Source organism: Solibacillus kalamii, from assembly GCF_002174535.1.
Lineage (GTDB): Bacteria > Bacillota > Bacilli > Bacillales_A > Planococcaceae > Solibacillus > Solibacillus silvestris.
Genome location: NZ_NHNT01000001.1, coordinates 348,545 through 374,718 on the forward strand (window position 1 = coordinate 348,545; position 26,174 = coordinate 374,718).

Genomic DNA, 26,174 nt, shown 5'->3' on the forward strand with positions numbered 1-26,174 from the left:
TCAGTTAGTATAATTATACCAATTTTGGACTCTATGACACAATGTTGTCATTGCATCAATTACCATTTTGTTCTATTATTAGAATTGACCGTAAACTTATGTACGATAGGCAAAGGGAGGATATAGAAATGTATTTTGAAAACACACAACTCGAACATGTTAAAGTTGATCAAGAAGTTTTAACGACAGTAATGGGCAAATTCGGTTTAGAGTGCCACGGTGCATGGGATTATGACCGGATGACATTTGACCGCTGCTATGATGTACGTGAAGGTCGTTTTTATTTACGTGTTTTTTGTAATGCAGTATCAGGTGATGTAGGAGCACATAATGCAACTTTAAATATCAACAAACCTGCAATTGGAAAATACTATTATCCACACGGTGTTGAATACACAGATGAGGTATTCCCGGGACATCTCGTAAAAGAATGTGAAAAAGTACTGGCAGATGTTCGCAGAGAGCTATCAGCATACGGTATTTAATCCCTTTAAAAGCTGGCAACTTCCAACCCAGCTTTTTTTATTTGCCAAAAAAGCTCCCTATACTAATGTATAGGAAGCCCCCAAATTTAAAAACCTAAAATTGCTTTAAAGACAGACGTCGTTTCGCCGCCCTCATAAATAACGTAAAGCAGTGAATAAACAATAACCCCGGTAATGGCTACAAAGAACCAAATAATACTCGTAATCGCACCAATTTTGCGGTGTAATTTCAGATTGGATTTAAGACCTGAAATTATACTTGTCAGACCGAATACTGCTCCAACTGTCGCTAATGTAATATGGAAAACTAAAAAGACTGTGTAATATATTTTCAGCTCATCCGGTCCACCAAAGGCTGTATTGCCAATGAATACAGTACGTGATACATAAATGATAAAGAATGCCAGTGCCGAAACACCTGCTGCCAGCATTACTTTTCTATGTGCTTCCACATTTTTCTTTGCGATCAATACCCAGCCAATTGCTACGAGCACTGCACTAAGGACAATAAACGTCGTGCTTATTGTGGGTAATATAGGTAAATTCATTTTCAAATCTCCATTCTTACTTAATCTATCAATATGAACAACATTACTATGTTGATTGCTCCATTTTTACACAGTTTAACATCTTATTAGTACTGTGTTCTATTTTGGAACTCTTTTAAAGCATTATCTGTAATTTCCTGCTGATTCGAACGCTCTGTATTCCACCACTTACGGAAAATTTTAAATAAAATAACACCAAATATAATTTCCTGGATGATTTTCATCAATACGCCGCCAACTTGCTGATCGCTCAATAAATCCATGCTTGAGAACAATTCTGGTCCTGACAATGTAAGTCCCGACAATGTAGAGGAAGGAACACATAATTCCATTGCTTTCAGCCACATATCACTATCACTGTATGTACCGTACATTGGGCTTGAAGCAAATATGATGAGCGCACAGGCAGGTGTTATTAATACTGCATTCGAGGCAATATAGGCCAATTTAGTCATATTCTTCATTTCATGCTGACCTTCAACATTATTCAATAATGGCCAGTACATAAAAATAGCAGAAATAAACAGAACTGCTGTATATGCCAGGTGGTAAATTTCGTTTAATTTTATCGTGTCAAATACAGATGGCAAATGGTAGACCGAAAATAAGCCAATAAAGACGATAATAGAAACGAGCGGTTTTGTGAAAATTTTAAAAATTGTTCGCATAACCGGTGCTTCCACAACTACTTGCCAAACCCACCATGGAATTCCTTTAATAAAGAATATCGGCACTAATAATAATAAAAATGCCATTTGCGTCATATGCATTGTAAACATAATATGACCCAGCAAATCTATTGGAGATCCTTTAATTATATAAAAAGAAATGATACCTAGTACAAAATATGCTGCTTCACTTTTCTTTAACGGCTCGCTAATTTTAAACTTTTCTCGCCACGTAACAGTCAATAAAAAATAGAATGCCATTACGAGTAATAAAAACCCGAATAAATATGGGCTCCATAATGCTTGAAAACCGAATATACTTATTGGCATATGACCATGCTCCTTTAAACATCAGTAGTTTTATCCCGTAAAAGCCCGTTTGATTTAACTAACAATCAGTAGTGATAAAGAAAACCCCATTAATTGTAGTTTCACCTTATTATAGATGGCAATTTCTCCAACATCAATGAAAGAACTATGACAATTGCTTGAATCAAACATGTATTTTATATACAGGTTAGATTGTACTTTAAATAGAAATAGACTAAAGTCAATTTCGACTTTTAAATATAGTCCGTTGATATCTGCTGCGGCGGACACTTTCTGCGGGTAAACCCAAATATAATAAATTTTTATGTACCTATATAATATTGCCATTGCTAACATCCTTAAAAACAAAAAACGTCCCCAGCATTTGCTAAGGACGTCATTGTTATGCGATTAACCCCACCAAATAATTGTCGTAAACGCCAGGAAGAACGTAAACGCGATGAAGGCTGCACTCCAGATGAAGAACTCAATTACACCAACCATATGAGTTGTGCGATCTTCCAAGTGCATAAAAGCATAAAGTTGCAGTACTACTTGTACTCCAGCCAATAATAAAATAATCGGAATGATAAATGTTGGAGCAAAATCAGCCAGTACAGAGGCAAATGCGATAAAAGTCAGGAAAATCATGATCGCAAAGTTTACTACTTGTTTACGCATATGCGCTTTGGCATGTTCTCTGTCATATTCGAATTGTGCCTGAGTACGTACTTCTACATGAGTTTCGTGTCCCATTTTATCCAACCACTCCCATCAGATAGACTACCGTGAAAATGAATACCCATACAACGTCAATGAAGTGCCAGTACAGTGAAGCTGCAAAGAACTTCGGTGCATTGTATAAGTTCAACCCACGGCTACTATTGCGGATGATTAATCCCGTAATCCAAACTAAACCGATAATAACGTGCAAACCGTGCATCCCTACGAGCGTAAAGAACGCAGAAGAGAACGCCGATTGTGTATAACCAAACCCGATGTGTACGTAGTGCTGGAATTCATAGATTTCCAGTGCAAGGAAGCCTAAGCCCAATAACACTGTAATGCCCATCCAAGTACGAACACCGGAATAGTTAAAGTTTCTCATATGGTACATCGCATATACAGAAGTTAATGAAGATGTTAATAATAACATGGTCATTACAAACGCCAACGGTAATTCATAAAGATCCTTTGCCGCGAATTCCATCCCTGCCGGACCGCTATCTTTAAGCGCGATATATGTAGCAAATACACTCGCGAATAATACTGTATCCGATGCCAGGAAAATCCAAAGTCCAACTAACTTGTTTTTCCCTTCCATAGTAGCTTGTTCAGGGTGTTTCGGCCAAGTTTGTGGAGTAAATTTTTGATTAAGATCCATTACTTGATACCCCCTTTATTACCTGTTGCACGGTAGTGAGCTAAATCCGCTTCCACTTTTTCAATTTCATCAACTGTTACATGGAATCCTAAATCGTCTTTGAACGAACGAGTAATCATACATGCAATTGTTAATCCTAGACCGCCAATAATTAATGCTAAAGAAATGGCAGGTGTTGTTCCTGTAGCTGTACCAGCCTGAACTTGATCTCCCCACGGGCTGTATAGAGCACCAAATGCGGCAATCATCATTCCAATTGACATAATGAATGGCAGAATTGAATTGTTTGGCATATGGATTTCACCTAATGGCTCAGCATAGACCATACCTTCTTTGTTGCCTTCTTCTTTTTCAATCCAATAAGGATCATAACCACGAATAAGTGGTGTTTGTTTAAAGTTATAGAATGGCAGCGGTGTTTCAATCGCCCACTCAAGTGAACGACCATCGCCCCAGTAATCACGACGGTTAACCGGTTCTGATTTAATCGATAATATTGCATCGATTACTAATAATACTACCCCGATTCCCATCATAATAGCACCGATTGACGAGATAAAGTTGAATAAATCCCAACCTTGACCACCCATGTAAGTGAATACACGACGTGGCATACCCATTAATCCTAAGAAATGCTGGATGAAGAACGTTAAGTGGAACCCGATGAAGAACATCCAGAAAGTAATCATTCCCAGTTTAGGATTTAATGCACGGTTAAACATAATTGGCCAGTAGAAATGGGCTGACCCGAATAACCCTGTTACGATACCACCAACGATTACATAGTGGAAGTGAGCAACGATAAAGTAAGAATCGTGCAGCTGATAGTCAAGTGGTGCAGTTGCCTGCATTACCCCTGTTACCCCACCCGCAACGAATGACGGGATAAATCCAAGTGCATAAAGCATCGGCACTGTTACTTTAATTGAACCGCCCCAAATTGTAAGAATCCAGTTGAAGACTTTCATCCCTGTTGGAACAGCGATCGCCATTGTAGCAACAGCGAAAATTGCGTTCGCAGTAGCACCTAAACCAACTGTGAACATGTGGTGGGCCCATACCATGAACCCTAAGAAACCGATTAAAATTGTAGCGAATACCATTGATGAGTATCCGAATAAACGTTTACGAGCGAAAACCGGAATAATTTCCGAGAATAAACCAAATGCCGGCAGTACTAAAATGTATACTTCAGGGTGACCGAAAATCCAGAATAAGTGCTCCCAAATAATTGTATTACCACCCATTGTATGATCAAAGAAGTTTGCCCCAAACATACGGTCAACTAACATTAAGAACAATCCACCTGTAAGTGGAGGGAATGCGAATAAAATTAATGAACTTGATACTAAAGTCGTCCAAGTAAATAAAGGCATACGCATGAACGTCATACCCGGTGCACGCATCGTAATGATTGTTACGATGAAGTTAATACCTGAAATTAACGTACCTGCACCCGAAATTTGCAGACCAAGAATATAGAAGTCAATACCATGGCCTGGTGAGTATAAAGATAATGATGCATAAGAAGTCCAACCTGCATCAGGTGCTCCACCTAAAAAGAATGAAAGGTGAAGGAATACTGCTCCAATAAAGAATAACCAAAACCCTAATGAGTTTAAAAATGGGAATGCAACGTCACGTGCACCAATTTGAAGTGGTACAACCGCATTCATAAAGGCAAATATTATTGGTGTTGCTGCTAAGAATAGCATCGTTGTGCCGTGCATCGTTAATAGTTCGTTAAATAGGCCTGCAGAAATGAATGTACTTTCAGGGAACATTAATTGAATACGCATCAGTAACGCTTCAAATCCTGCAATTGCGAAGAACAGAGTACCGGCTGCTAAATACATGATCGCGATTTTTTTATGATCGACCGTTGTTAAATAGTCCCATACATGTGCTCCAAAGCCCTTTTTCTGTGTAACAGAGCTCACACCTTTAACCTCCTTCAATGTTTCTCTCTAATGTATAATTACTTTTCAACTGATAATGACATTAAATAGTCAGCAATCGCTTGTGCTTCTTCTTCTGTCACAAGTTTATCGGGCATTGTATTACCTGGTTTGTATTTAGAAGGTAAATAAATCCAGTCTGCCGTTTTTTCTACTGTATGCTCCAGGTAACCAGCAACACGATTACGATCGCCGAAAGTTGTTAAGTTAGGACCTAATCCATTACCTGCAACTCCGGATACTGCGTGACATCCTAAGCAAGAGTTGGCAAATGTCGCTTCACCTAAATTAGATGACTCTTTATCCGCTGTGGCACCTTCAGTAGCCTGCATTGCTGTTACCCACGCGTTAAACGCTTCCGGCTCTAGTGCTTTTACTTTGAAGTCCATTAAAGCATGTGAAGGACCACATAACTCCGCACATTTACCATAGAATACGCCTTCACCATCGTTTAACCCGGCTGATTCCCTATCAAACTGTAAATAGAATTTGTTGATACCATCAACGTTCGTATCCATTTTTCCGCCAATAGCCGGAATCCAGAATGAGTGCTTTACATCAGATGCGATTAAGTTGAAGTATACTTTTTCTCCTGTAGGAACAACCAGTTCCTGTGCTGTAATAATTCCTTGGTTTGGATATTCAAATTCCCACCAGTATAATTTTGCCGTAACATTTACTGTAAGTGCTGTATTGTTACCACTTTCGTCTACTTTGTCCATTGCAGCAACATTTGAAAATTTATACGTATAGTGCAGTGTTGGAACAGCTAAGATAAGTAGTAAAATAATCGGAATAACTGTCCAAATCACCTCTAAAGTATGGCTTCCTTCCACTTGCTTCGGCATATGGTCTTCGCCAACTTTTGAACGGCGGAATTTAAAGAAAGCAACTAAATAAATTGTCGATACGACAATTACGACTAATGCCATAATAGCTATGGATAAATATAAGATGTTTAATTGCTCTTTACCGACTTGACCAGATGGACGAAGCGTCGAAATATACTCTTCACCACATGCTGAAAGGAATACTGTCATTACTGTTAATAACGAGAATAAACGCCATTTTTTAAGCCCTTTCATCATAGCTTAATAAACCCCTCTTTCTTTGTTGTAATTTAATGTGTAACCAGGACTGCGGTTATGTCTATGTGAATTCTTGTACAGTGCAATACCATACTGGAAAGAATCCCGATTTTATTAGCCGCCCATAATTGCTGCTTCACTTTATATTCAAATACTGATTAGTCTCCTGTACTTCCAATCTATTAACGTGAATTCCGGATCGATTGGAAAAATTCTAAGATATTTGAGTAAAGTTTCGCTTAAATGATATGGCTTAGAAAATTATTAGTCCTCACATGCTGACAGCAGTCGCTGCTATCGGTTACAAAAATCCGCTTACGGTATAAGTAGGATTTTTCAATTATTGAGACATTTTTACTTATAACCCATTTCACTACTAACTCATAGTTTAAACTATTTTGCTAGAAAAATAAGCAAAATTCTAGAAATCTTCAATTCTTCTTTAAGTTTTCATTAATGTGAAGTACCAATCTCTATCTTTATAAGTGCAAGAAAACTTAAAGAATAATTGTGCTAAAAATATACATAGTTCGACGGATTTTGGTAAAAGAGTCCAATAACTTACTTCTCCTTTCAAATTTGTAAGCATATTCCGTTACCATAACTATATCTAAATTTGGATAGGATTTCTAGACGTTTCATGAAATTTCAAACTACTTCACCTCAAACTTGACGAAACATGCAGAAATCCACATCAACAACTATATAGTAATGTATTTTTTGCCAATATTTGTGAATGCGAGGAGACGAATTTATGAACAATTTGTGAAAAAATGGTTGCGTTTACAATCCAATCCTTAATACGGTTGTATTTTTCAGATATTTTCGCTATTATCTAAAATTAGAGACGCTCTTTGTAGCGAAGCGAAAATTAAAGTAGGTGAGCTCATTTTATGCATCAAAAATATTACAAATTTTTAAAATGGTTTGCTGTTTTATCTACCCTCGGCATGTTGCTCATCCTTCAAGGTGGAGCACTAGTTACAAAGACTGACAGCGGATTGGGCTGTGGTAGAAACTGGCCGGACTGCAACGGCTCATTAATACCGAAAGAAATTACTACCGAAGTATTAATAGAATTTTCTCACCGTCTTGTAACAGGGTCAGTATCCATTTTTATTCTTATTCTTGTTATTTGGACATGGCGCGCACTAGGCCATATTCGTGAAGTTAAGCTCTTAGGATTTTTGGCATTGTTCTTTCTTGCTCTTCAAGCACTCATTGGAGCTGCCCAAGTTTTATGGGGACAAGGTGACTTTATTTTAGCGTTACATTTCGGAATTTCATTAATCTCATTTGCAGCTGTACTGCTGCTTACCTTGATTGTATTTGAAGTCGACAAAAAATTTGATGCCGATCGATTGTACATGAGCAGGAAGTTAAAAATACATACTATTTGCGTTACTTTATATTCATATGTAGTTGTTTATACAGGGGCTCTTGTACGTCATACCGACGCTAGTCTTGTTTGTCCTGACTGGCCGTTCTGCCGTAACGATCAGCCAATGACGATGCCGTACAATATGTATGAGTGGGTTCAGATGGGGCACCGTTTTGCAGTGTTAATCTTTGTTGTTTGGATTGCCTATATTGCTATCCATGTTATCAGAAACTACAAAAATCAGCGGATAATTTTCTGGGGCTGGACAATCGCCCTTTCACTTGTTATTTTACAAGTGATTGCCGGCATGCTCGTAGTCCTGTTAAAACTTCACTTATTCGTTTCATTAATGCACTCGTTATTAATAACACTTCTATTCGGTTTATTATGTTATTTGATTATGCTAGTTTCAAGGTCTCAATAAATTGATTAGTTTTATAGTTACTAGAAAAGGGAGAATGCGTTTTGCACTCTCTCTTTAGAATGGTGAATTGGCCATGTGCCATTGTAAAGCGACAGGCAAATATAAAATAAAGCGTCGCCAATTTCGAATTTAAAATTGGCGACGCCTTTCATTTTAAGCTAGGTTTGGACTTACCCTATTCTAATTCAATAAGCAGATCGCCTGTCGAGATGGCATCTCCTGCTTTTGCATGGATTTCTTTTACAATACCGTCTTTCGGCGCTTGTACTGTTGTTTCCATTTTCATCGCTTCAGTAATTAATAAATGCTCGCCACGTTTTACTGTGCTTCCTTTATTAACAACGACTTTTAGAACAGTACCCGGCATTGTTGCACCAATTTGGTTCGGGTTGGACGGATCGGCTTTCAAAGCAATGCTGCCGTCAACTTCAACCGTTAAATCCTGAATTACCAGTTCACGGGATTGGCCATTCAGTTCAAAATAAATAATACGTGTTCCGTCATGCTGTGGTTCGCCGATTGATACGAGCTTAACAATCAGTGTCTTACCTTTTTCGATTTCCACTTCAATTTCTTCGCCAATTTTCAATCCATAGAAGAATGTAGGCGTATCGAGTACAGAAACATCGCCGAATGCATTTACAGCATCAATATATTGCTCAAATACTTTCGGGTAAAGCGCATAGGCCAATACGTCTTGTTTAGATGGTGCTCGTCCACACTTTTCAGTTAATTCTGCTGTCAGGTGATCAAAATCAACCGGCGGCAATAATTCTCCTGGACGAACCGTAATAGGCGTGCGATCCTTCAAGACGACTTTTTGAATTTCTTCCGGGAATCCGCCATGCGGCTGTCCTAAATAACCTTGGAAAAATTCAATAACAGATTCAGGGAAATCAATTGTTTGTCCACGCTCAACAATATTGTCTTCCGTTAAATCATTTTGTACCATAAACAACGCCATATCCCCTACGACTTTAGATGACGGTGTTACTTTTACAATATCACCGAACATTAGATTTACACGGGAATACATTGTCTTTACTTCATCCCATCGGTCGCCTAAACCAACTGCTTTTGCTTGTTGCTGCAGGTTGCTGTATTGACCGCCAGGCATTTCATGTACATAAATTTCAGAATGTGGTGCATTCATGCCACTTTCGAAATCAACGTAATATTTACGAACATCTTCCCAGTAGTACGACAATTTTTCCAGGCTTTCAATATCTCCACGTACATTACGTTCAGAACCTTTCATTGCATAGTACAATGAGTTGGCGCTTGGCTGTGATGTTAAACCAGCCATTGAACCTAATGCTGTATCAATAATATCAACACCCGCTTCAATTGCTTTTGCATATAAATAAATCCCGTTTCCGCTCGTATCATGTGTGTGCAGGTGGATTGGCAGACTTGTCGCATCCTTCAACTCGGAAATAAGGCGATATGCTGCCTGTGGTTTCAGAAGGCCCGCCATATCTTTAATTGCTAAAATATGCGCGCCGGTTGCCTCTAGTTCACGTGCCATATCTTTATAGTATTGAACCGTGTATTTGGCACGGCTGTCATCTAAAATATCGCCAGTGTAACAGATTGCCGCTTCCGCCACTTTTCCGCTATTACGGACTTCATCGATTGCTACTTCCATTCCTTTAATCCAGTTAAGCGAGTCGAAAATCCGGAAAACGTCCACACCTGAAGAAGCGGATTCCTGAATAAATTCACGAATCAGATTATCCGGATAGTTCGTATAACCTACCGCATTCGCTCCGCGTAACAGCATTTGAAACAGAACATTCGGAATTTTCTTTCTAAGTTTTTCCAAACGGTCCCAAGGATTTTCACTTAAGAAACGGTATGCAACATCAAACGTTGCTCCACCCCACATTTCAAGCGAGAAATAGTCATGCATTAAACGAGAAGTTTCGTCTGCAATTTCAAGCATATCCTGCGTACGCACACGCGTTGCAAGCAATGATTGATGGGCATCACGGAATGTCGTGTCTGTCAGTAAAACATCTTCTTGTTCTTTAATCCATTTCACAAGTCCATCTGCACCCTGCGCATCAAGAATTTGCTTTGTGCCTGCTGGAGAAGGAATAAGAATATCTAATTTTGGCTTATCTGGCTGTACAAAAATCGGCTTTGTACGTTTTTCAACACCTGGGAATCCATTTAATGTGACATTCCCGATATAGTTTAATAGTTTCGTTCCACGGTCTTTACGTTCCGGGAATTCAAACAATTCAGGTGTCGTATCGATAAAACTTGTATCAAATTCGCCTTTTATGAATTTTTCATGTAAGACAACATTTCCTAAAAACGGAATATTCGTTTTCACACCTCGAATACGGAATTCACGTAAGTTACGGTCCATCTTCGCCGCAGCTTCTTCAAACGTCATTCCCCAAGTCGAGATTTTCACAAGCAAGGAATCATAGTATGGAGTGACAACAGCACCCTGGAAGCCATTTCCTGCGTCCAGACGAACGCCAAAGCCGCCACTTGAACGGTATACCATTAATTTCCCTGTATCCGGCATAAAGTCATTCGCAGGGTCTTCCGTTGTAACACGAGACTGAATTGCGTAACCGAACAGCGGAATTTTGTCTTGCGCAGGAATTCCTACTTCTTTTGAATGAAGGTCAAGTCCTTCAGCCACTTTAATTTGTGCATGCACAATGTCAAGACCGGTAATCATTTCCGTAATCGTATGTTCAACTTGAATACGTGGATTTACTTCAATGAAATAAAATTGATTGTCTGCAACTAAAAACTCGACAGTCCCTGCATTAATATAGCCGACATTTTTCATCAACTTCACAGCCGCATCACAAATATCATTGCGGAGCTGTTCGGAAATGGAATTTGACGGGGCAATTTCCACAACCTTTTGATGACGACGTTGAATCGAACAATCACGTTCATAGAGATGGACAATATTACCGTGTGTATCCCCGATAATTTGTACTTCAATATGCTTCGGCTTAATAATCGCCTTCTCCACATATACTTCATCCGAGCCAAATGCGGCTTTCGCTTCAGATTTTGCACGGTCATAAGCCGATTGCAGTTCTTCTTTGGAATTAACTAAACGCATTCCACGTCCGCCACCGCCAAGAGCCGCTTTAATCATGATCGGGAAGCCATATGAATCACTAAACTGTTCTACTTCCTGCAAGTTTGCTACAGGACCGTCCGTACCAGGAATAACCGGGATTTGTGCAGAAACTGCCTGTTCACGCGCTTTTACTTTGTCACCAAACATATCAAGATGCTTTGAAGTCGGTCCAATAAATTGAATACCTTCTTCTTCACAACGACGCGCGAAATCAACATTTTCAGATAAAAAACCGTAGCCAGGATGAATCGCATCCACGTTGGCCTCTTTTGCAATCTTAATGATGCCTTCAATATCCAAATAAGCATCAATCGGTTTTTTCCCTACGCCAACGATATATGCCTCGTCTGCTTTATAACGGTGATAAGATCCGCTATCTTCACGAGAATAAATTGCCACTGTTTTAATATGTAACTCATTACAGGCGCGTAAAATACGGATGGCGATTTCGCCTCGGTTTGCAACTAAAATCTTTTGAATCGACTTCATTTCTCCTTAACCCCCAATTACTTTCTTTTTTCCAATTTGTGATGTGTGGATACATTAATAAGTATCCCCATTGCCACTGAGAGCAATAATATAGAAGTACCGCCATAGCTAATAAAAGGTAGCGTTACTCCGGTTAACGGGATAAGTCCCGATAATCCACCTAAATTAATAAAAGTCTGTAATCCTATCCATGTAGAAATGCCCGCTGCTAACATTCGTGCAAGCGGATCTTTTGTTGACATCGCGATATAGTAACCGCGCATCACAATAAAGCCTAAACCAAGAATAACAATTGATACACCAAAAATCCCTAACTCTTCGGCAATAATCGCCATAATGAAATCAGTTTGCGGTTCAGGTACATATCCCAGCTTTTGAATCGACTGCCCGAGCCCTCGACCTTCCAAGCCCCCTGCTCCGATAGCATAATAACCGTTGACAACATGATAACCGGAATTAAGCGGATCACTGAAAGGATCTAAAAAGGAAGTAATACGTCCTCTTCGACTTGCGTTAAAAACCGTGTCCCATTTGAAAATTAAGATTCCGATCATTCCGACAGCCCCCAGACCTGAGAGCAGTCCAAAAATCCTGCCGAGCGTCTTACCTCTAAGTCCGCTCGTAATAACGACAACAAGCGCAATGGCTACAATGATAACAAGTGCACCTAAATCGGTTTCAAAACCGACAACGAGTACGATAAATAGCCACATGCCCAAAGGATACGACACATCATCAAATGTTAACAGCTGCATCGAACCACGGTTCACACTTTTACGGTAAAAAGTTCCCGCAAAGAAAATAATAATAAAGAGTTTGGCAAATTCGGACGGCTGGAAATTCATAATGCCGAACAGGCTGATCCAACTTCTAGAACCGTTAACACTATTGCCGGCTATTAAAAGCCATAACTCTAGTATAAACATAACTGCCAGCAAAAGACCTAATATAGATTTACTGGATAATCTTTTATAGGGCGTAATGACAGCGACCGTAAACAAAATTAACGCTAAAATTATATTGACGAGCTGACGATTATAATAAAAGTTCGGATTTGCATCATATTGAATAATAGATACCCAAATACTCGAACTGTAGATCATGACAAGTCCAAATAACATTAACAAAATGTAAACGAACAACAACCCATAATCAAAATTGCGAAAATAATTTTTAAAATATTGTTTCATGTTAAAAACCTCATCTTTGAAAAAAAAACTCAAACCGCATTGTTGCGTTTGAGTTTTCTTTTATTTGTCTGTATACGCATCATGTAGTAAAGAAAGCTCTTTCTCTAACGAATCGAGAATTTGCTTGCCTTGTTCACGTTCGATCAGCCCGAGTTTCGCGGCAAATTCAATTTCACGCGATAAACCAAACATTTGTGTATCTAAAACCTCTTCATATAACGGACAAGATGGCATTGTCAGATTATCCATTTGTACGCGAATTAATCGAGCAATTTTATCTGCATCCGCAGTTAACAGCTCTAATGCTTTTTCCTGAAAGGAAGCTTGTGCTTTCGTATCCATGAGGACGCCCCCATCTATGATATTTCTTCGATTCTATCTTAGTAAAGTGTATCTTTTTACATTCAAAAATGCAAGTGTCTTTGTATGTTTTGCATTCAATTCAATTATATTTCTTTCTATGAGGAATCGCGTTATAATTATGAAGGAACATAGTGAAGGGGGACTGAAAAATGACCGAAACAATCATTCCAATTAAAGGCGCGGTTAAATTTGAACTAACATTAGATCCTACTGTATGGATTTTTGATGATCGTAAACTAGATCTGAATACATATTTTGTTTCAGAAAAAGTTGAAGAAAATAACGAAAAGTATTTACGTGAGATGGGCGCACACTGGTCGCGTGAAATTATGGAAGGTGCAGTATTTCCGCCTACATTAAAAACTGAACGTAAATTTGACCGTAAAGGCATGATGACAGGTACGTTCGGAATGGAAATTAAACCATTTTTGAAAAATGCCGAAATTGCTGATGGTGCAAATGAAGTTGTTTTCGAATGTACAACAGGCGAGGAATTTGCTTTTCCATTACAACAGGCTGAGAGTTTTATTTTAAAATTCAGCCAAGATGGCAAGCCTCTTTTAGTAGATGGACCAGTACATGTGCTATTTGCCGATGGTTCAAATGTAGAAAATCCAATAAAAAATGTGCGTGCGATTCGTATTCAATAGGAGGATTTCGTCATGCGTGTAAAATGTGTCATTTGCGATACACTACATGAACTACCAAACGATTTACCTTTAGCGAAAAAATTACGCAATCGTCCCATCCATACTTTTATGTGCACAGAATGTTCGGAACGTATTTCCGAAAACACACATACAAGAATAGCAACAGGAAAATTCCGCTTTTTCCGAACATCATCGAAATTTGATGAAGAATTTTAAAATGCGACGGGCTCATAAAAAGAGCTCGTCGCATTTTCATTAATATTCAAAAGACTGTTCGTGGAATTTAAAGTCGACAAAGCTTTTTCCGTTAATTTTGCTTAACTGGAAGAAGTTTAATACTTCTGTTTTTACCCCTTCAAAAACACGTTCTTCGTCAACGACATATGCTTCAACAGTTACTGGAATTTCGCCGAATTGTGATTTTAAAGCATCTGCAATTTGCTGTGCTGTTGCTTCTGAAATTTCTTCGTCCACTAATAAGTGCACAGTAGCTTTTTCCGCCTTCACATCTTCAAGTACTGTCTCATCTTCCAAGTCTTTCTGGAATACATTCGACATGACTAATATCTCTTCCCCAACGATCGGTTGGATCAGTTCATTTATTTGCATATTTACATTTTCACCATAATATTCGCCAAAATATTTACCGTCTTTTACATCAAAATCATATACTGTTTTTGAAGTTTCCGATTGGACCGTCACTTCAAAATCATCCCCGATTGCAGGTGCCGTAGACTTTGTAACAACAAATTGGTCATTATAAATTTCACTTAATTCCGCTGCTGCATTATCTTCATTTTTTGCTGATAATACTGCAGGTATAAAAATAACGCAAGATATAATAATTAGCGCTAATCCAACAATGATAAAGATCTGCTTTTTAGTAAGATGCATTTTCCTCTACTCCATTTTAGTTATTATCCCCAGTTATGAATTATAACGCTCCGAATAAAGCGTTTTCAATTAAATTGTCTTAAAAAAAGAGGGGAATGTGTCCAAATTAACACACTCCCCTCTCTATTAATTTATTTGTTTCGCTTCTTCTCGTTTTTCACGCCATAAACGTGATTTATAGACGATCAGAATTAACGCAGCTACAATTAAACCTTCAATCATCGGTAAGAATAGGGCCAAAAATGTTAATACCATACATCCTAAAAACAGGAACGTATAAATGATGACATTTCTGCCGAATGAAAGTTTTTTTGCAAAGCCTAGTTTATATACAATTGCCGACATAAGGAATACAAGAACAAATGTTGCATAGCCAGCTATTTCGTAGCTAGGTAAATTTTCGTATAAATATCTTGTAATTCCGGACATACGATTAAACACGTAATCACTTTCATTTGTAGATACAGTTGCCAGTAATACTAAATTAAAATAGCTACCAAACACAGCCATCATATTCAACATCATTCAACCTTTCCTTAATGACGCCAATTAAGCTTCTAACTCAGCGTTCTTTTTCTTTTTCGCTACACGTTCACGTTCACCTTTATCAAGGATCTGTTTACGTAAACGAATTGATTCTGGAGTTACTTCCAGGTATTCGTCATCACCTAAATATTCCAATGCTTCTTCAAGCGTTAAAATACGAGGCTTTTTGATAACATTCGTTTGGTCTTTATTCGCTGAACGGATGTTTGTTTTTTGTTTTTGTTTTGTAATGTTTACAGTAATATCGCCATCACGGTTATTTTCACCAACAACCATTCCTTCGTATACTTCTGTACCCGGCTCAATGAATAATGTACCACGGTCTTCGATACCCATCATACCATAAGTTGTTGATTTACCATTTTCCATAGAAACTAATACGCCTTGGTGACGTCCGCCTACTTTACCAGGCACTAATGGTGCATAGTGATCAAATGTATGGTTAATAATACCGAAACCTTTTGTAATTGACATGAATTCAGTTGTGTAACCGATTAAACCACGAGCTGGTACGTTAAAGATTAAACGTACTTGTCCAGAACCGTTGTTAACCATATCAAGCATTTCACCTTTACGAGTACCGATTGATTCAATGATTGAACCTACTGAATCCTCAGGTACGTCGATTTGTACGCGTTCGATTGGCTCAGATTTCACGCCATCGATTTCACGGATGATTACTTGTGGTTTAGAAACTTGTAACTCATAACCTTCACGACGCATGTTTTCGATTAGGATCGATAAGTGAAGCTCACCACGACCTGAAACTGTCCAAGCGTCCGGTGAATCTGTATCTTCTACGCGTAGAGATACGTCTGTTTGTAATTGTGCACGTAAACGTTCCTCGATTTTACGAGATGTTACCCATTTCCCTTCGCGACCTGCGAATGGTGAGTTGTTTACTAAGAATGTCATTTGTAAAGTCGGCTCATCGATGCGTAATGGTGTTAATGCTTCTTGATGCTCGATTGGACAAACTGTTTCACCAACGTTAATATCTTCCATTCCCGAAACTGCGATTAAATCACCGGCAATTGCTGTTTCAATTTCTTCACGTTTTAAACCGAAGAAACCAAAGATTTTCGTTACACGGAAGTTCTTCACTGTGCCATCTAACTTCATAAGTGAAACTTGTTGACCTACAGAAATTTTCCCGCGGAATACGCGGCCTATACCAATACGACCAACGAAGTCATTATAGTCAAGTAATGCTACTTGGAATTGTAAAGGCTCGTCCGAGTTATCTACTGGAGCTGGGATAGCTTCAATAATTTTCTCGAATAAACATTTCATGTCTTCTTCTTGGTTTGCTGGGTCTGGATCTAAAGATGCTGTACCGTTTACACCAGAAGCATAAACAACAGGGAAGTCTAATTGATCTTCGTCTGCACCTAGCTCGATTAATAATTCTAATACTTCATCTACTACTTCTAGTGGACGAGCAGAATCTTTATCTACTTTGTTTACTACAACGATTGGTGTTAAACGTTGCTCTAACGCTTTCTTTAATACAAAGCGTGTTTGCGGCATACAACCCTCATACGCATCGACAACTAAACAAACGCCATCTACCATTTTTAAGATACGTTCTACTTCTCCACCGAAGTCTGCGTGTCCAGGCGTATCAAGGATGTTGATACGAGTCCCATTGTAATTTACTGCAGTATTTTTAGCTAAAATCGTAATTCCACGTTCGCGCTCTATATCACCAGAGTCCATTGCACGTTCTTCAACACGTTCGTTTGAACGGAAAGTCCCTGATTGTTTTAATAATTGGTCTACTAACGTTGTTTTACCATGGTCAACGTGAGCAATAATTGCGATATTACGAATATCTTGACGTAAATTTGTCATTATTCCACTCCATATTCTTTTTTCAATTGTTTAACTGTGATATTATAGCACATGAAAGATTAAATGTCTTTTCACAATAATTAATTACATTTATTGTCACATATAAAAAGTATATGGAGGTACGAATGATGAATAAAGCAAAATTTGTGATGTTTATTTACGCATTAGCGGCAATTCTTTCAATGATTAGCATTGGATTTGCCTTTTCACTTATTTTTATGACAGGGCCAAAGTATGAAACAACCGGCTGGATCGGTGTTATTTTAGGTGTTATCGTAATGTGTGGAATTTTCGGGATGGCATTTAAGACAAAACGTAAATTCAGAGATCAAGGTTTATTATAGAAAAAAAACTTCGGTGCAATAATGCACCGAAGTTTTTATTTTTTTTCTTCAATATATCTATCCAGGATTAATTGATGAATTGAAGGATTGGCAATTAGGAATGTATCCTTCGATAAATAATCGAAATCTTTGCCGTCTAAGTTTGTGGCAATCGCCCCTACCTCTTTTGCAATGATCACTCCCCCGCCGATATCCCAAGGTGCAAGACGCATGGACATATAGGCATCCAGCTTTCCGCTTACAACAAAAGCTATTTCCATCGCAGCCGAACCGTAAGAACGTGTACCGCGCACCGTTTGAACAAGTTCGATAATCTTTTCGTGATTGATGCGAGTATTCGGTGTAACCCAGTTTGCATTAATGCCGATTACCGCCTCTTCGATTTTCACCGGCTGCAGTTTGCGCAATGGAGAATCATTATACCATGCACCTACACCGGCAATCGCATTAAATAAATCTTCTCGCATCACATCAAATATGTAGCCTAACACTCCGACACCATCGACATAAATACCAATCGTAATCATAAAGTGACGATGCTGCTTCACAAAGTTCATCGTCCCGTCAATCGGATCGATAATCCAGACAACACCTTTCAAATTGTCAACCGTTTCGCCCATTCCTTCTTCACCTAAAATACGATGGTCAGGATTAAATGCCTTTATTTTTTCAATGAAAAATAATTCTGTCTCCCGGTCTATATTCGTTACTAAATCATTGGGATTCGACTTTGTTTCGATTTCAATATTATAGGAAAATGCTGCTCGAATATTTTTCCCCGCTTCAAAAATAATTTCTTTTGCAAATTCATCAAGTTGTTTTATATCCATCGTTCATCCACCTTCCGACAACAATCGCTAGTTTATTTATGTAAATATGTTGAGCGTTTTCTAAAGTATCCTTATTATAACAAAAAATCACTTGCTTTCTTACGTCGGCAAGTGATTTTTTATTTTGGAAACATTTTTTTGTTAAGCATATGCATGTAGACCTTTTAATTCCTCTTGAATTTCTGTTAAGCGTTTTTTAGATTTATCAATTTCAGATTGATTTTTGTCATTCATCGCAGCGTAGAGTGTTGCTAGTTCGTAATCCATTTCCAACATTAAAATCTCTTCGTATTGCTTTTCAATATCAACTTTGCGTATAATCTTAATCATCTGTTTCATAATAAATCACTTCCTTATCATAATTTTTCAGACTTTAACCAACCTGGATAATATGAGCAATTCCTTAAGACTTATAGCCTCGTCCTTGATATTTTCCATTGGTATAAAGTTTCTATTACAAGATTTTTTCCCAAAAAATTAATAAAATAAACATTAAATCGAAAGGAATTATAAAAATGAGTATTGTCAAATGGACTAAAGAAGACTTTCAAGTATTTGATATTGACGGCCTAGATGAGCGTATGGAAGCTTTAACAACTATTATTCGCCCAAAGTTTAATGAGCTTTCAGAAACGTTTACAGGGTATTTCAGTGCACAAACAGGAGAAGAATTTTTCGGTCACGTAGCTAAACATGCCCGCCGTACTGTAAACCCTCCAAAAGACTCCTGGGTTGCGTTCGCTCCTTATAAGCGTGGATATAAAGCTTTGCCGCATTTCCAGATTGGATTATGGGGTACGCATCTTTTCATCGTTGTTGCAGTGATTTATGAAGCGCCGCAAAAACAGGAAATGGCACAGCGCTTACTGAAAAATATGCAAGTGATTAAAGGTTTATCTGATGATTACGTACTTTCCGGCGATCATATGCAACCAGATACCATCCCTTTAAAAGAAGCGCGCACCGAAAAGCTTGAACAGCTCCTTATACGCCTGAGTGATGTAAAAAAAGGAGAATTTCTTGTTGGGCGTCGTATACCTGCAGATGAGGCAATTAAAATGTCTGCAGAACAATTTTTGCAGTTGGCTGAACAAACATTTGATGAGCTTCTCCCTGTTTATGAAATCATCAAAGGTTAATTGCAACCATTTATTATTAATATGTACAAAAGACTGCTAAACATTCCAACAATTTAAAAATAATTTATAAAACTTTCATCCTTAAAACGAAAAGCAGCATTTTCTCTGTGAGAAAATGCTGCTTTCTGCTGTACTGAACATTCGTTTCTTTTATAAGTGTGCTACCTTATCCAATAACTTTCTATTTCTGTCACAGCGTTTTTATTTCATTCTTACAATTTGACCGTCCGATAATTCCTTTGCCAGCTTTACGACGCGGTATGGTACATATGAGCTTGCCTGCTCGAATTCACGGAAGATTGTTTTTTCTTCCGCCTGGGAAGGTACAATCTCTTTAAAACGTTTGTAGCGCGACATGACTAATTCACGCTTTGCCCCTTTTTCGTATACCATTTCTACCACTTCAAAAAAGCGTACGACATCGACCATTTCATCTGTTGACCAGTCCGTCGATAATGGGTATGAATATTCCATAAGTTATTACCTGCCTTTAATCATTACTGTCCCCATTTTAAACGGATTTTTTCCGCTTGTACAACCATACGCTGAATTAATTCTTCCACTGATGGTACATCTTGAATTAATCCCGTTACTTGGCCTGCCCAGCCGAAACCTTTAGTTGCATCTCCATCGTAAATGAAATTTTTGTTTGCTTCACCGCTAATATATGATTTCAACGCTTCATAAGTAGGCGTTTTTTGTTCCACTCCTAAAATTTCCTCTGTGAATGCATTGCGGATTACTCGGGCAGGTGCACCAATCGACCGTTTAATAATTGTTGTATCTGTTTCTTCACTTTCAATCAGCGCCTGCTTATATGCTAGAGAAGCGTGTACACATTCTTTTGTTGCAATAAAGCGTGTCCCCATTTCAATTCCTTCAGCACCTAATGCATGTGCAGCCATCCATCCACGACCGTCTCCAATTCCTCCTGAAGCGATAACCGGAATCGATACACTATCGACAACTTGTGGTACTAGCACCATAGTTCCGACGTCATCTCTTCCTAAATGACCGCCTCCTTCTTGCCCAACAACCATTACTGCATCCGCTCCCAGTTGTTCAGCTTTTTGGGCCTGTCGTTTCGCAGCGACAAGTACGAGTTTTTTACATGATGCGTCTTTTAATATGTCGAATATCGGTGCAGGATTTCCTCCCGTTATTGTGACTACGGGCACATCCATTTCACCAGCCACCTCGATCATTTTTTCGTAACCTTTTCCATGCATCCCAATCGCAAAGTTTACTCCAAATGGTCGATCTGTCATTTCTCTTACTTTTTTTATTTCTTCCTTTAGCGCATCCGGTGACGATAGGCTCATCGCTGTAATCTGCCCTAAGGCTCCTGCATTCGAAACCGCTGCAGCAAGCTCAGAATAAGCCAGGTATGCCAATCCGCCTTGAATAATCGGATATTTAATTTGCAGTAATTCAGTTACTTTTGTTTGCCATTTCATTGTTATTCCTCCTAAAATAATAACTGTCAATTCAGTTGATTAAAATATTTATATAGTCAGCAACTTTAATAGGTGCTATAATTCATTTGTTTTTAAAAAATACTATATAGTGAGGTGGTACCTGCGTTGTCACAGTTAGAGACTCCTTTGTTTGATGCATTACTTAAGCATCGCAACAGACACCCTATTCAGTTCCATATCCCAGGCCATAAAAAAGGGCAAGGTATGGATCCAGCTTACAGAGAATTTGTAGGCGACAACGTTTTATCAATTGATTTAATTAATATTGCTCCACTAGATGATTTACACGCTCCTAAAGGTGTGATTATGCAAGCACAAAACCTTGCTGCTGAAGCCTTTGGTGCTGACCATACATTTTTTTCCGTGCAAGGTACTAGTGGCGCCATTATGACGATGATTATGACTGTCGTTGGCCCAGGCGATAAAATTATAGTACCGCGGAATGTACATAAATCAATTATGTCAGCAATTGTTTTTGCAGGTGCTATTCCTATTTTTATTCATCCGGAAGTTGACAGTGAACTCGGCATTTCTCACGGTATTTCACCTGAGTCGGTTGAGCGCGCTTTGACGACATATCCAGATGCAAAAGCCGTACTTGTCATCAACCCGACATATTTTGGTTTTGTAGCAGATTTAAAACGCATTGTCGAAATTGTACATGCACGTAATATTCCAGTAATCGTGGATGAAGCGCATGGCGTTCATATTAAATTTCATGATGAATTGCCGCTATCCGCAATGCAAGCCGGTGCAGATATGGCCGCTACGAGCACACATAAGCTTGGAGGCTCGATGACAGGCAGTTCTGTATTAAACGTTAGAGAAGGCCTTGTAACAGCTAAACGGGTACAGGCTGTATTCTCAATGCTTACAACAACATCGACTTCTTATCCATTACTAGCGTCTTTAGATACGGCACGCCGCCAGCTTGCTGTCCACGGACATGATTTATTGGATGAAGCAATCCGCTTGGCAAAGGATGCCCGTAAACGAATTAATGCAATTCCGCATCTAAGTTGTGTAGGACGCGAAAGACTTGGAACTTCTGCTACATTCGATATGGATCCGTTAAAGCTGTTAATTAGCGTTAAAGATTTAGGTATTACCGGACATGTTGCAGAAGAATGGTTACGTCAAAACGCCAACTTAGAAGTAGAGTTGTCCGATCTATACAATATTTTATGCTTAGTAACAATCGGAGATTCGAAAAAAGAAATTAATTTACTTATAAATGCTTTGACACGTATGTCGAAAAATTTCGAATCGGAAGCATCGGTTATTGAAACAAATGTTCAAATACCTGAAATTCCTGCTCTTGCCATGACACCGCGTGATGCATTTTATGCACAAACAGAAAGTATTCCCCTATCCCAGGCAGAAGGGTATATTTGCGCAGAATTTATTATGGTATATCCACCGGGCATTCCAATCTTTATTCCCGGGGAAATAATTACGCAAAGCAACATAGATTTTATTAAGATGAATATTGAAGCAGGTCTTCCTGTTCAAGGTCCTGAAGATAGTACATTACAAAATATTCGTGTTATTAAAGAGCGTAAAGCGATTTATTAATATTACCGACAGACAGCTATGCTGTCTGTCTTTTTTAAAATAAATAAATCGAAATAAGGGGAATAATGAAAGCCCCTACAACTGCACTGAGCCCCATAGACAGGGAGCCAATCGATAAATCTTCTTCACTATACTCCTTTAATTTTGTCAATCCGACACCATGTGAAGCACTTCCCATAGCGACCCCTCGACTGATCGCCGTATCAATTTTAAATAATTTAAATAGTACAGGTCCTAAAATAGCACCCGTAAACCCTGCTACCATTACCATTACAGCAGTGAGCGGCGGTATTCCCCCAACAATATCACTTACTTGCATCGCAACGGGTGTGGTTAATGATTTAGGTAAAGAAGTGAGGATAAAGTCTTTGCTTGCCCCAAATAGTAAAAGTAAAGCTACAACGCTAATAAGACCAGCAAGCATCGCGACAATGATGCTTGTAATAATAGAATATTTGTATTTAAATATAAGCTCCCGCTGATTGTATAAAGGGAATGCGAGCGCTACAACAGCCGGACCAAGCATTTTGGATATCCACTCTCCCCCCTCCATGTATGTCTCATAAGGAATATTAAAAACTAGTAAAATAATGACTGTAATAATAGTCGCCGTTAAAATAGGCAATAAAAATGGGTTACCCACTTTCAAGTACAGTCTATTCAGTAATATAAAAAGAAGAACGGTGCTACTTATGATGAATAGAATTAACAGTAGATGCAGCAATATTCTCTTCCTCCTTCATTTTGCGCTCTTTTCTTTCTATTAACTTGCTGACTTTTCCAGTAATGACGAGCGCAAAAATTGTACTGATAATAACAGCTAAAACGAATAGCCCTCCTGAAACCGTGAGCAGTTCAGGATAATTGATGACTGCCACTGTTGAAGGGATAAAAAACAATGTTAAAAACGCTAACATAAAACCGGCACCATCTTGTATGTATTTCACATTTAAAATTTTAAAGTAAAGAGCAAGCCATAATATCACTAACCCGATAATACTTCCTGGTATAATAACACCAGTAATCGATACAATAAATTCTCCAGCGAGATAAAACAAAATGATAATACCAATTTGAACGATAGTACGGATAATCTCCATCAGCTAACCCCCCTTTACACAGTATTAATTGTACGTCCATTAGAAATTTCTGTCTATTTTATTTTCCTACTATAATTTGGTCATTTCTTTTAAAAGAAACGTTAAAAGCTACCTTGTTAAAATTTATACAAGATAGTTTCGTTCAGCAGTTTTGTATTAAAATATCCTTAAATATCCCGCTGCTCCCAATTCCGATATCTTTAATTACTCAATTCATCTTTTTTTATTAGCTGTACATCCATCACTGATTCAAAAACGCTTCTTAAGGCAAAAATCAGTTCATGTATAGTTGTATTTTCAGCAATCGCTTCTTTTGGAAATTGGATTGTCTGATTTATTTGTGCGACAGATCGATCTGTCATTTCATTATACGGAAATTGGTTTACATTGAATAAAATTGCCTGCAATGTATTCCGTAAAACGGATTCGGCATTTTGAACCGGATTTTCTCGATTAATATATTTATACGGAGGAAGCGATTCCATTATTAAAGGCTTTGTTTGAAGTTTCCTGGCGACTATTATCAGGTCGTCATAAGCTTGCCCTATATTAATAGACTTCATGTTGATAGAATTGCATATGGCGTGCTGTAACAACTCATAAGAGTCTTTTGTAAAATCTTCTTTTTGCACTTCCAGCAGTTTCCTTACTAATATATTTAAAGCAATTGTGGCAAAACGCTCTGTTTGACCCTCCTGTTTCTTTTCATAAATCGCTTATGTCCATTTACTTTGCAGTTTCTTTTTTCACTTTGTTGATTTAACTTTTCAAATGTCTCTTCCAGTTATATTTAACCATTTTTTACAATTTAAAAACCTTGAGTATAAACGCAGGAAAATTTTTTCTGCCTTCATAAAAGGCCCTTTTCTTGTAAGAACCCCACATCATACCATCAAAAAACACTGCCCATTATCAAATGGGCAGTGCATATTTTATAAAATTATTTAGTTACAATATGGATTGGGTTGCCTAGTAAAACTTCAGCAGCTTCCATTGTAATTTCACCTAAAGTTGGGTGTGCATGGATAGTTAATGCGATATCTTCTGCAGTCATGCCGCCTTCAATAGCAGTTGCCATTTCAGCGATCATATCAGAAGCACCAACACCAACGATTTGAGCACCGACTAATAAGCCGTCTTCTTTACGTGCTACTAGTTTCACGAAGCCTTCTGTTTCGTTTAATGCTAATGCACGACCGTTTGCAGCGAATGGGAATTTAGCAGCTTTCACTTCTAAACCTTCCGCTTTTGCTTGCTCTTCAGAGTAGCCTACAGTTGCCATTTCTGGATCAGTGAAGCATACTGCTGGAATTGCTAAGTAGTCAACTACTGATGGTTCACCAGCGATTGCTTCTGCAGCAACTTTACCTTCATAAGAAGCTTTATGAGCAAGTTGTGGACCTGCAACGATATCACCGATTGCATAAATGTTCGATACTGAAGTACGACCTTGTTTGTCTACTTCCAATAATCCGCGTTCTGCGAATTTAATACCTACTTCTTCTAAGCCCATTTCATCCGTATTCGGACGACGACCTACAGTTACTAATACGTAATCTGCTTCAACAGTTTTTTCTTCGCCACCTGCTTCATAAGTAACGATAACGCCGTTTTCGTTTTCTTCTACGCCTTTAGCAGATGCGTTTACTACAACTTCAACGCCCTTTTTCTTAAGACCTTTTTTAACGATTTGCGTCATTTGTTTTTCGAAGCCAGCTAAAATATCTTTACCGCCTTCGATAATTGTTACTTGAGAACCTAAGTTAGCATAAGCAGAACCAAGCTCAGTACCGATGTAACCGCCACCGATAACTACTAATTTACCTGGTACTTCAGGGAAAGATAACGCACCAGTTGAGCTTACTACACGCTTAGTAAATTTAAATGTTGGGATTTCGATTGGACGAGATCCTGTTGCTAAAATAGCATTTTTGAATGTATAAGTTTGAGCATTATCGCCGTCGATAATACGTACAGTGTTTGCATCCACGAAGTATGCTTCACCTTTTACGATATCTACTTTGTTTCCTTTTAATAAGCCTTCAACGCCGCCAACTAATTTTTTAACAACGCCGTCTTTAAATGCTTGTGCTTTAGACCAGTCTAATTTCACTTCAGATGCAGTAATACCCATATCATCTGAATGTTGGGCATTTTCAAAGCGGTGACCTACTGAAATTAAAGCTTTAGAAGGGATACAACCTACGTTTAAACATACCCCACCTAATGCTCCACGTTCAACGATTGTTACTTTTTGACCTGTTTGTGCTGCACGAATTGCTGCTACATAGCCACCAGGGCCAGAACCTACTACAAGAGTATCTAGTTCGATTGGAAAATCTCCTACTACCATTTT

At 38.4% G+C, this 26,174-nt stretch carries 27 protein-coding genes; 7 read left to right on the forward strand and 20 right to left on the reverse strand.

Translation table 11 applies throughout. The features are described from left to right. The first annotated feature begins 128 nt into the window (after positions 1 to 128). Positions 129 to 485 (forward strand): YugN family protein, encoded by a 357-nt coding sequence (locus CBM15_RS01685; protein WP_008403436.1) that lies wholly within the window; start codon positions 129 to 131, stop codon positions 483 to 485. An 86-nt stretch (positions 486 to 571) separates the two neighbouring features. Here the strand turns inward: CBM15_RS01685 and CBM15_RS01690 are convergent, their stop codons facing one another. The 6 genes from CBM15_RS01690 to coxB all read right to left on the reverse strand — a co-directional run bounded on the left by CBM15_RS01690 (position 572) and on the right by coxB (position 6,440). After that, entirely contained in the window at positions 572 to 1,033 is a 462-nt protein-coding gene (locus CBM15_RS01690) for a DUF420 domain-containing protein (protein WP_008403437.1), read from the reverse strand. Positions 1,034 to 1,119: 86 nt separating this feature from the next. Beyond that, on the reverse strand, positions 1,120 to 2,031 hold the full coding sequence (gene ctaG, locus CBM15_RS01695; protein WP_087615496.1) for a cytochrome c oxidase assembly factor CtaG: 912 nt from the start codon (positions 2,029 to 2,031) through the stop codon (positions 1,120 to 1,122). Positions 2,032 to 2,421: 390 nt separating this feature from the next. Beyond that, positions 2,422 to 2,766, reverse strand: coding sequence for a cytochrome C oxidase subunit IV family protein (locus tag CBM15_RS01705; RefSeq protein WP_087615498.1), 345 nt, complete (start codon positions 2,764 to 2,766; stop codon positions 2,422 to 2,424). 1 nt (position 2,767) lies between these two features. Further along, on the reverse strand, positions 2,768 to 3,394 hold the full coding sequence (locus CBM15_RS01710; RefSeq protein WP_008403440.1) for a cytochrome (ubi)quinol oxidase subunit III: 627 nt from the start codon (positions 3,392 to 3,394) through the stop codon (positions 2,768 to 2,770). Next, complete coding sequence (locus CBM15_RS01715) at positions 3,394 to 5,334, reverse strand: cytochrome c oxidase subunit I (RefSeq protein WP_014824560.1); 1,941 nt, start codon at positions 5,332 to 5,334, stop codon at positions 3,394 to 3,396. Before CBM15_RS01715 ends, CBM15_RS01710 begins: the two co-directional genes overlap by 1 nt. A gap of 38 nt (positions 5,335 to 5,372) precedes the next feature. Further along, positions 5,373 to 6,440 (reverse strand): cytochrome c oxidase subunit II, encoded by a 1,068-nt coding sequence (gene coxB / locus CBM15_RS01720; protein ID WP_087615499.1) that lies wholly within the window; start codon positions 6,438 to 6,440, stop codon positions 5,373 to 5,375. An 893-nt stretch (positions 6,441 to 7,333) separates the two neighbouring features. Here coxB and CBM15_RS01725 point away from each other — a divergent pair. Continuing rightward, positions 7,334 to 8,245, forward strand: a complete 912-nt coding sequence (locus CBM15_RS01725) for a COX15/CtaA family protein (protein WP_087615500.1) — start codon at positions 7,334 to 7,336, stop codon at positions 8,243 to 8,245. A 175-nt stretch (positions 8,246 to 8,420) separates the two neighbouring features. Here CBM15_RS01725 and pyc read toward each other — a convergent pair whose 3' ends face one another. From pyc to CBM15_RS01740, 3 genes are read right to left on the reverse strand one after another with little or no spacing between them, the layout of a single operon-like run. Continuing rightward, positions 8,421 to 11,855: a pyruvate carboxylase gene (pyc, locus tag CBM15_RS01730; RefSeq protein WP_087615501.1), complete on the reverse strand. Its 3,435-nt coding sequence runs from the start codon at positions 11,853 to 11,855 to the stop codon at positions 8,421 to 8,423. Between the two features lie 17 nt (positions 11,856 to 11,872). Further along, the gene (locus tag CBM15_RS01735; protein WP_087615502.1) at positions 11,873 to 13,045 is read right to left on the reverse strand and encodes an FtsW/RodA/SpoVE family cell cycle protein; all 1,173 of its coding nucleotides are present in this window, start codon (positions 13,043 to 13,045) and stop codon (positions 11,873 to 11,875) included. Positions 13,046 to 13,105: 60 nt separating this feature from the next. Beyond that, a complete protein-coding gene (locus CBM15_RS01740; RefSeq protein WP_008403446.1) occupies positions 13,106 to 13,387 on the reverse strand; it encodes an Fpa/YlaN family protein in 282 nt (93 codons plus the stop codon). 170 nt (positions 13,388 to 13,557) lie between these two features. On the opposite strand from CBM15_RS01740, the gene CBM15_RS01745 reads away from it, so the two are divergent. Next, positions 13,558 to 14,058: a hypothetical protein gene (locus CBM15_RS01745; protein WP_087615503.1), complete on the forward strand. Its 501-nt coding sequence runs from the start codon at positions 13,558 to 13,560 to the stop codon at positions 14,056 to 14,058. A 12-nt stretch (positions 14,059 to 14,070) separates the two neighbouring features. Then, entirely contained in the window at positions 14,071 to 14,274 is a 204-nt protein-coding gene (locus CBM15_RS01750; RefSeq protein ID WP_008403448.1) for a YlaI family protein, read from the forward strand. A 39-nt stretch (positions 14,275 to 14,313) separates the two neighbouring features. On the opposite strand, the gene CBM15_RS01755 is transcribed toward CBM15_RS01750, so the two are convergent. From CBM15_RS01755 to typA, 3 genes are all read right to left on the reverse strand, one after another. Continuing rightward, on the reverse strand, positions 14,314 to 14,952 hold the full coding sequence (locus CBM15_RS01755) for a fucose permease (protein ID WP_087615504.1): 639 nt from the start codon (positions 14,950 to 14,952) through the stop codon (positions 14,314 to 14,316). 126 nt (positions 14,953 to 15,078) lie between these two features. Beyond that, positions 15,079 to 15,477 (reverse strand): YlaH-like family protein, encoded by a 399-nt coding sequence (locus CBM15_RS01760; protein ID WP_008403450.1) that lies wholly within the window; start codon positions 15,475 to 15,477, stop codon positions 15,079 to 15,081. A gap of 24 nt (positions 15,478 to 15,501) precedes the next feature. Continuing rightward, on the reverse strand, positions 15,502 to 17,352 hold the full coding sequence (typA, locus tag CBM15_RS01765; RefSeq protein WP_087615505.1) for a translational GTPase TypA: 1,851 nt from the start codon (positions 17,350 to 17,352) through the stop codon (positions 15,502 to 15,504). 128 nt (positions 17,353 to 17,480) lie between these two features. On the opposite strand from typA, the gene CBM15_RS01770 reads away from it, so the two are divergent. Further along, complete coding sequence (locus CBM15_RS01770; RefSeq protein ID WP_087615506.1) at positions 17,481 to 17,696, forward strand: DUF5325 family protein; 216 nt, start codon at positions 17,481 to 17,483, stop codon at positions 17,694 to 17,696. Positions 17,697 to 17,731: 35 nt separating this feature from the next. Here the strand turns inward: CBM15_RS01770 and CBM15_RS01775 are convergent, their stop codons facing one another. Both CBM15_RS01775 and CBM15_RS01780 read right to left on the reverse strand, forming a co-directional pair. Next, positions 17,732 to 18,526: an inositol monophosphatase family protein gene (locus CBM15_RS01775; RefSeq protein WP_087615507.1), complete on the reverse strand. Its 795-nt coding sequence runs from the start codon at positions 18,524 to 18,526 to the stop codon at positions 17,732 to 17,734. Positions 18,527 to 18,667: 141 nt separating this feature from the next. Then, positions 18,668 to 18,865, reverse strand: a complete 198-nt coding sequence (locus CBM15_RS01780; RefSeq protein WP_008403454.1) for a hypothetical protein — start codon at positions 18,863 to 18,865, stop codon at positions 18,668 to 18,670. 176 nt (positions 18,866 to 19,041) lie between these two features. Between CBM15_RS01780 and CBM15_RS01785 the strand changes: the two genes are divergently transcribed. Next, positions 19,042 to 19,665 carry a YktB family protein gene (locus tag CBM15_RS01785; protein ID WP_087615508.1) on the forward strand — a complete coding sequence of 208 codons (624 nt, stop codon included), beginning with the start codon at positions 19,042 to 19,044 and terminating at the stop codon, positions 19,663 to 19,665. A 201-nt stretch (positions 19,666 to 19,866) separates the two neighbouring features. On the opposite strand, the gene CBM15_RS01790 is transcribed toward CBM15_RS01785, so the two are convergent. Together CBM15_RS01790 and CBM15_RS01795 are read right to left on the reverse strand one after the other, a co-directional pair. After that, positions 19,867 to 20,139, reverse strand: coding sequence for a UPF0223 family protein (locus CBM15_RS01790; protein ID WP_087615509.1), 273 nt, complete (start codon positions 20,137 to 20,139; stop codon positions 19,867 to 19,869). A 23-nt stretch (positions 20,140 to 20,162) separates the two neighbouring features. Beyond that, the gene (locus CBM15_RS01795; protein WP_087615510.1) at positions 20,163 to 21,122 is read right to left on the reverse strand and encodes an NAD(P)H-dependent flavin oxidoreductase; all 960 of its coding nucleotides are present in this window, start codon (positions 21,120 to 21,122) and stop codon (positions 20,163 to 20,165) included. A gap of 126 nt (positions 21,123 to 21,248) precedes the next feature. On the opposite strand from CBM15_RS01795, the gene CBM15_RS01800 reads away from it, so the two are divergent. After that, positions 21,249 to 22,718 carry an aminotransferase class I/II-fold pyridoxal phosphate-dependent enzyme gene (locus CBM15_RS01800; RefSeq protein ID WP_087615511.1) on the forward strand — a complete coding sequence of 490 codons (1,470 nt, stop codon included), beginning with the start codon at positions 21,249 to 21,251 and terminating at the stop codon, positions 22,716 to 22,718. A 34-nt stretch (positions 22,719 to 22,752) separates the two neighbouring features. Here the strand turns inward: CBM15_RS01800 and CBM15_RS01805 are convergent, their stop codons facing one another. The 4 genes from CBM15_RS01805 to lpdA all read right to left on the reverse strand — a co-directional run bounded on the left by CBM15_RS01805 (position 22,753) and on the right by lpdA (position 26,171). Further along, positions 22,753 to 23,442, reverse strand: coding sequence for an LrgB family protein (locus CBM15_RS01805; RefSeq protein WP_087615512.1), 690 nt, complete (start codon positions 23,440 to 23,442; stop codon positions 22,753 to 22,755). Continuing rightward, positions 23,405 to 23,818: a CidA/LrgA family protein gene (locus CBM15_RS01810; protein ID WP_087615513.1), complete on the reverse strand. Its 414-nt coding sequence runs from the start codon at positions 23,816 to 23,818 to the stop codon at positions 23,405 to 23,407. The genes CBM15_RS01805 and CBM15_RS01810 overlap by 38 nt, the downstream gene beginning before the upstream one ends. Positions 23,819 to 24,018: 200 nt before the next feature. Beyond that, positions 24,019 to 24,450, reverse strand: coding sequence for a hypothetical protein (locus tag CBM15_RS01815; RefSeq protein WP_087615514.1), 432 nt, complete (start codon positions 24,448 to 24,450; stop codon positions 24,019 to 24,021). Between the two features lie 308 nt (positions 24,451 to 24,758). Then, positions 24,759 to 26,171, reverse strand: a complete 1,413-nt coding sequence (gene lpdA / locus CBM15_RS01820) for a dihydrolipoyl dehydrogenase (RefSeq protein ID WP_087615515.1) — start codon at positions 26,169 to 26,171, stop codon at positions 24,759 to 24,761. Between the last annotated feature and the right edge of the window lie 3 nt (positions 26,172 to 26,174).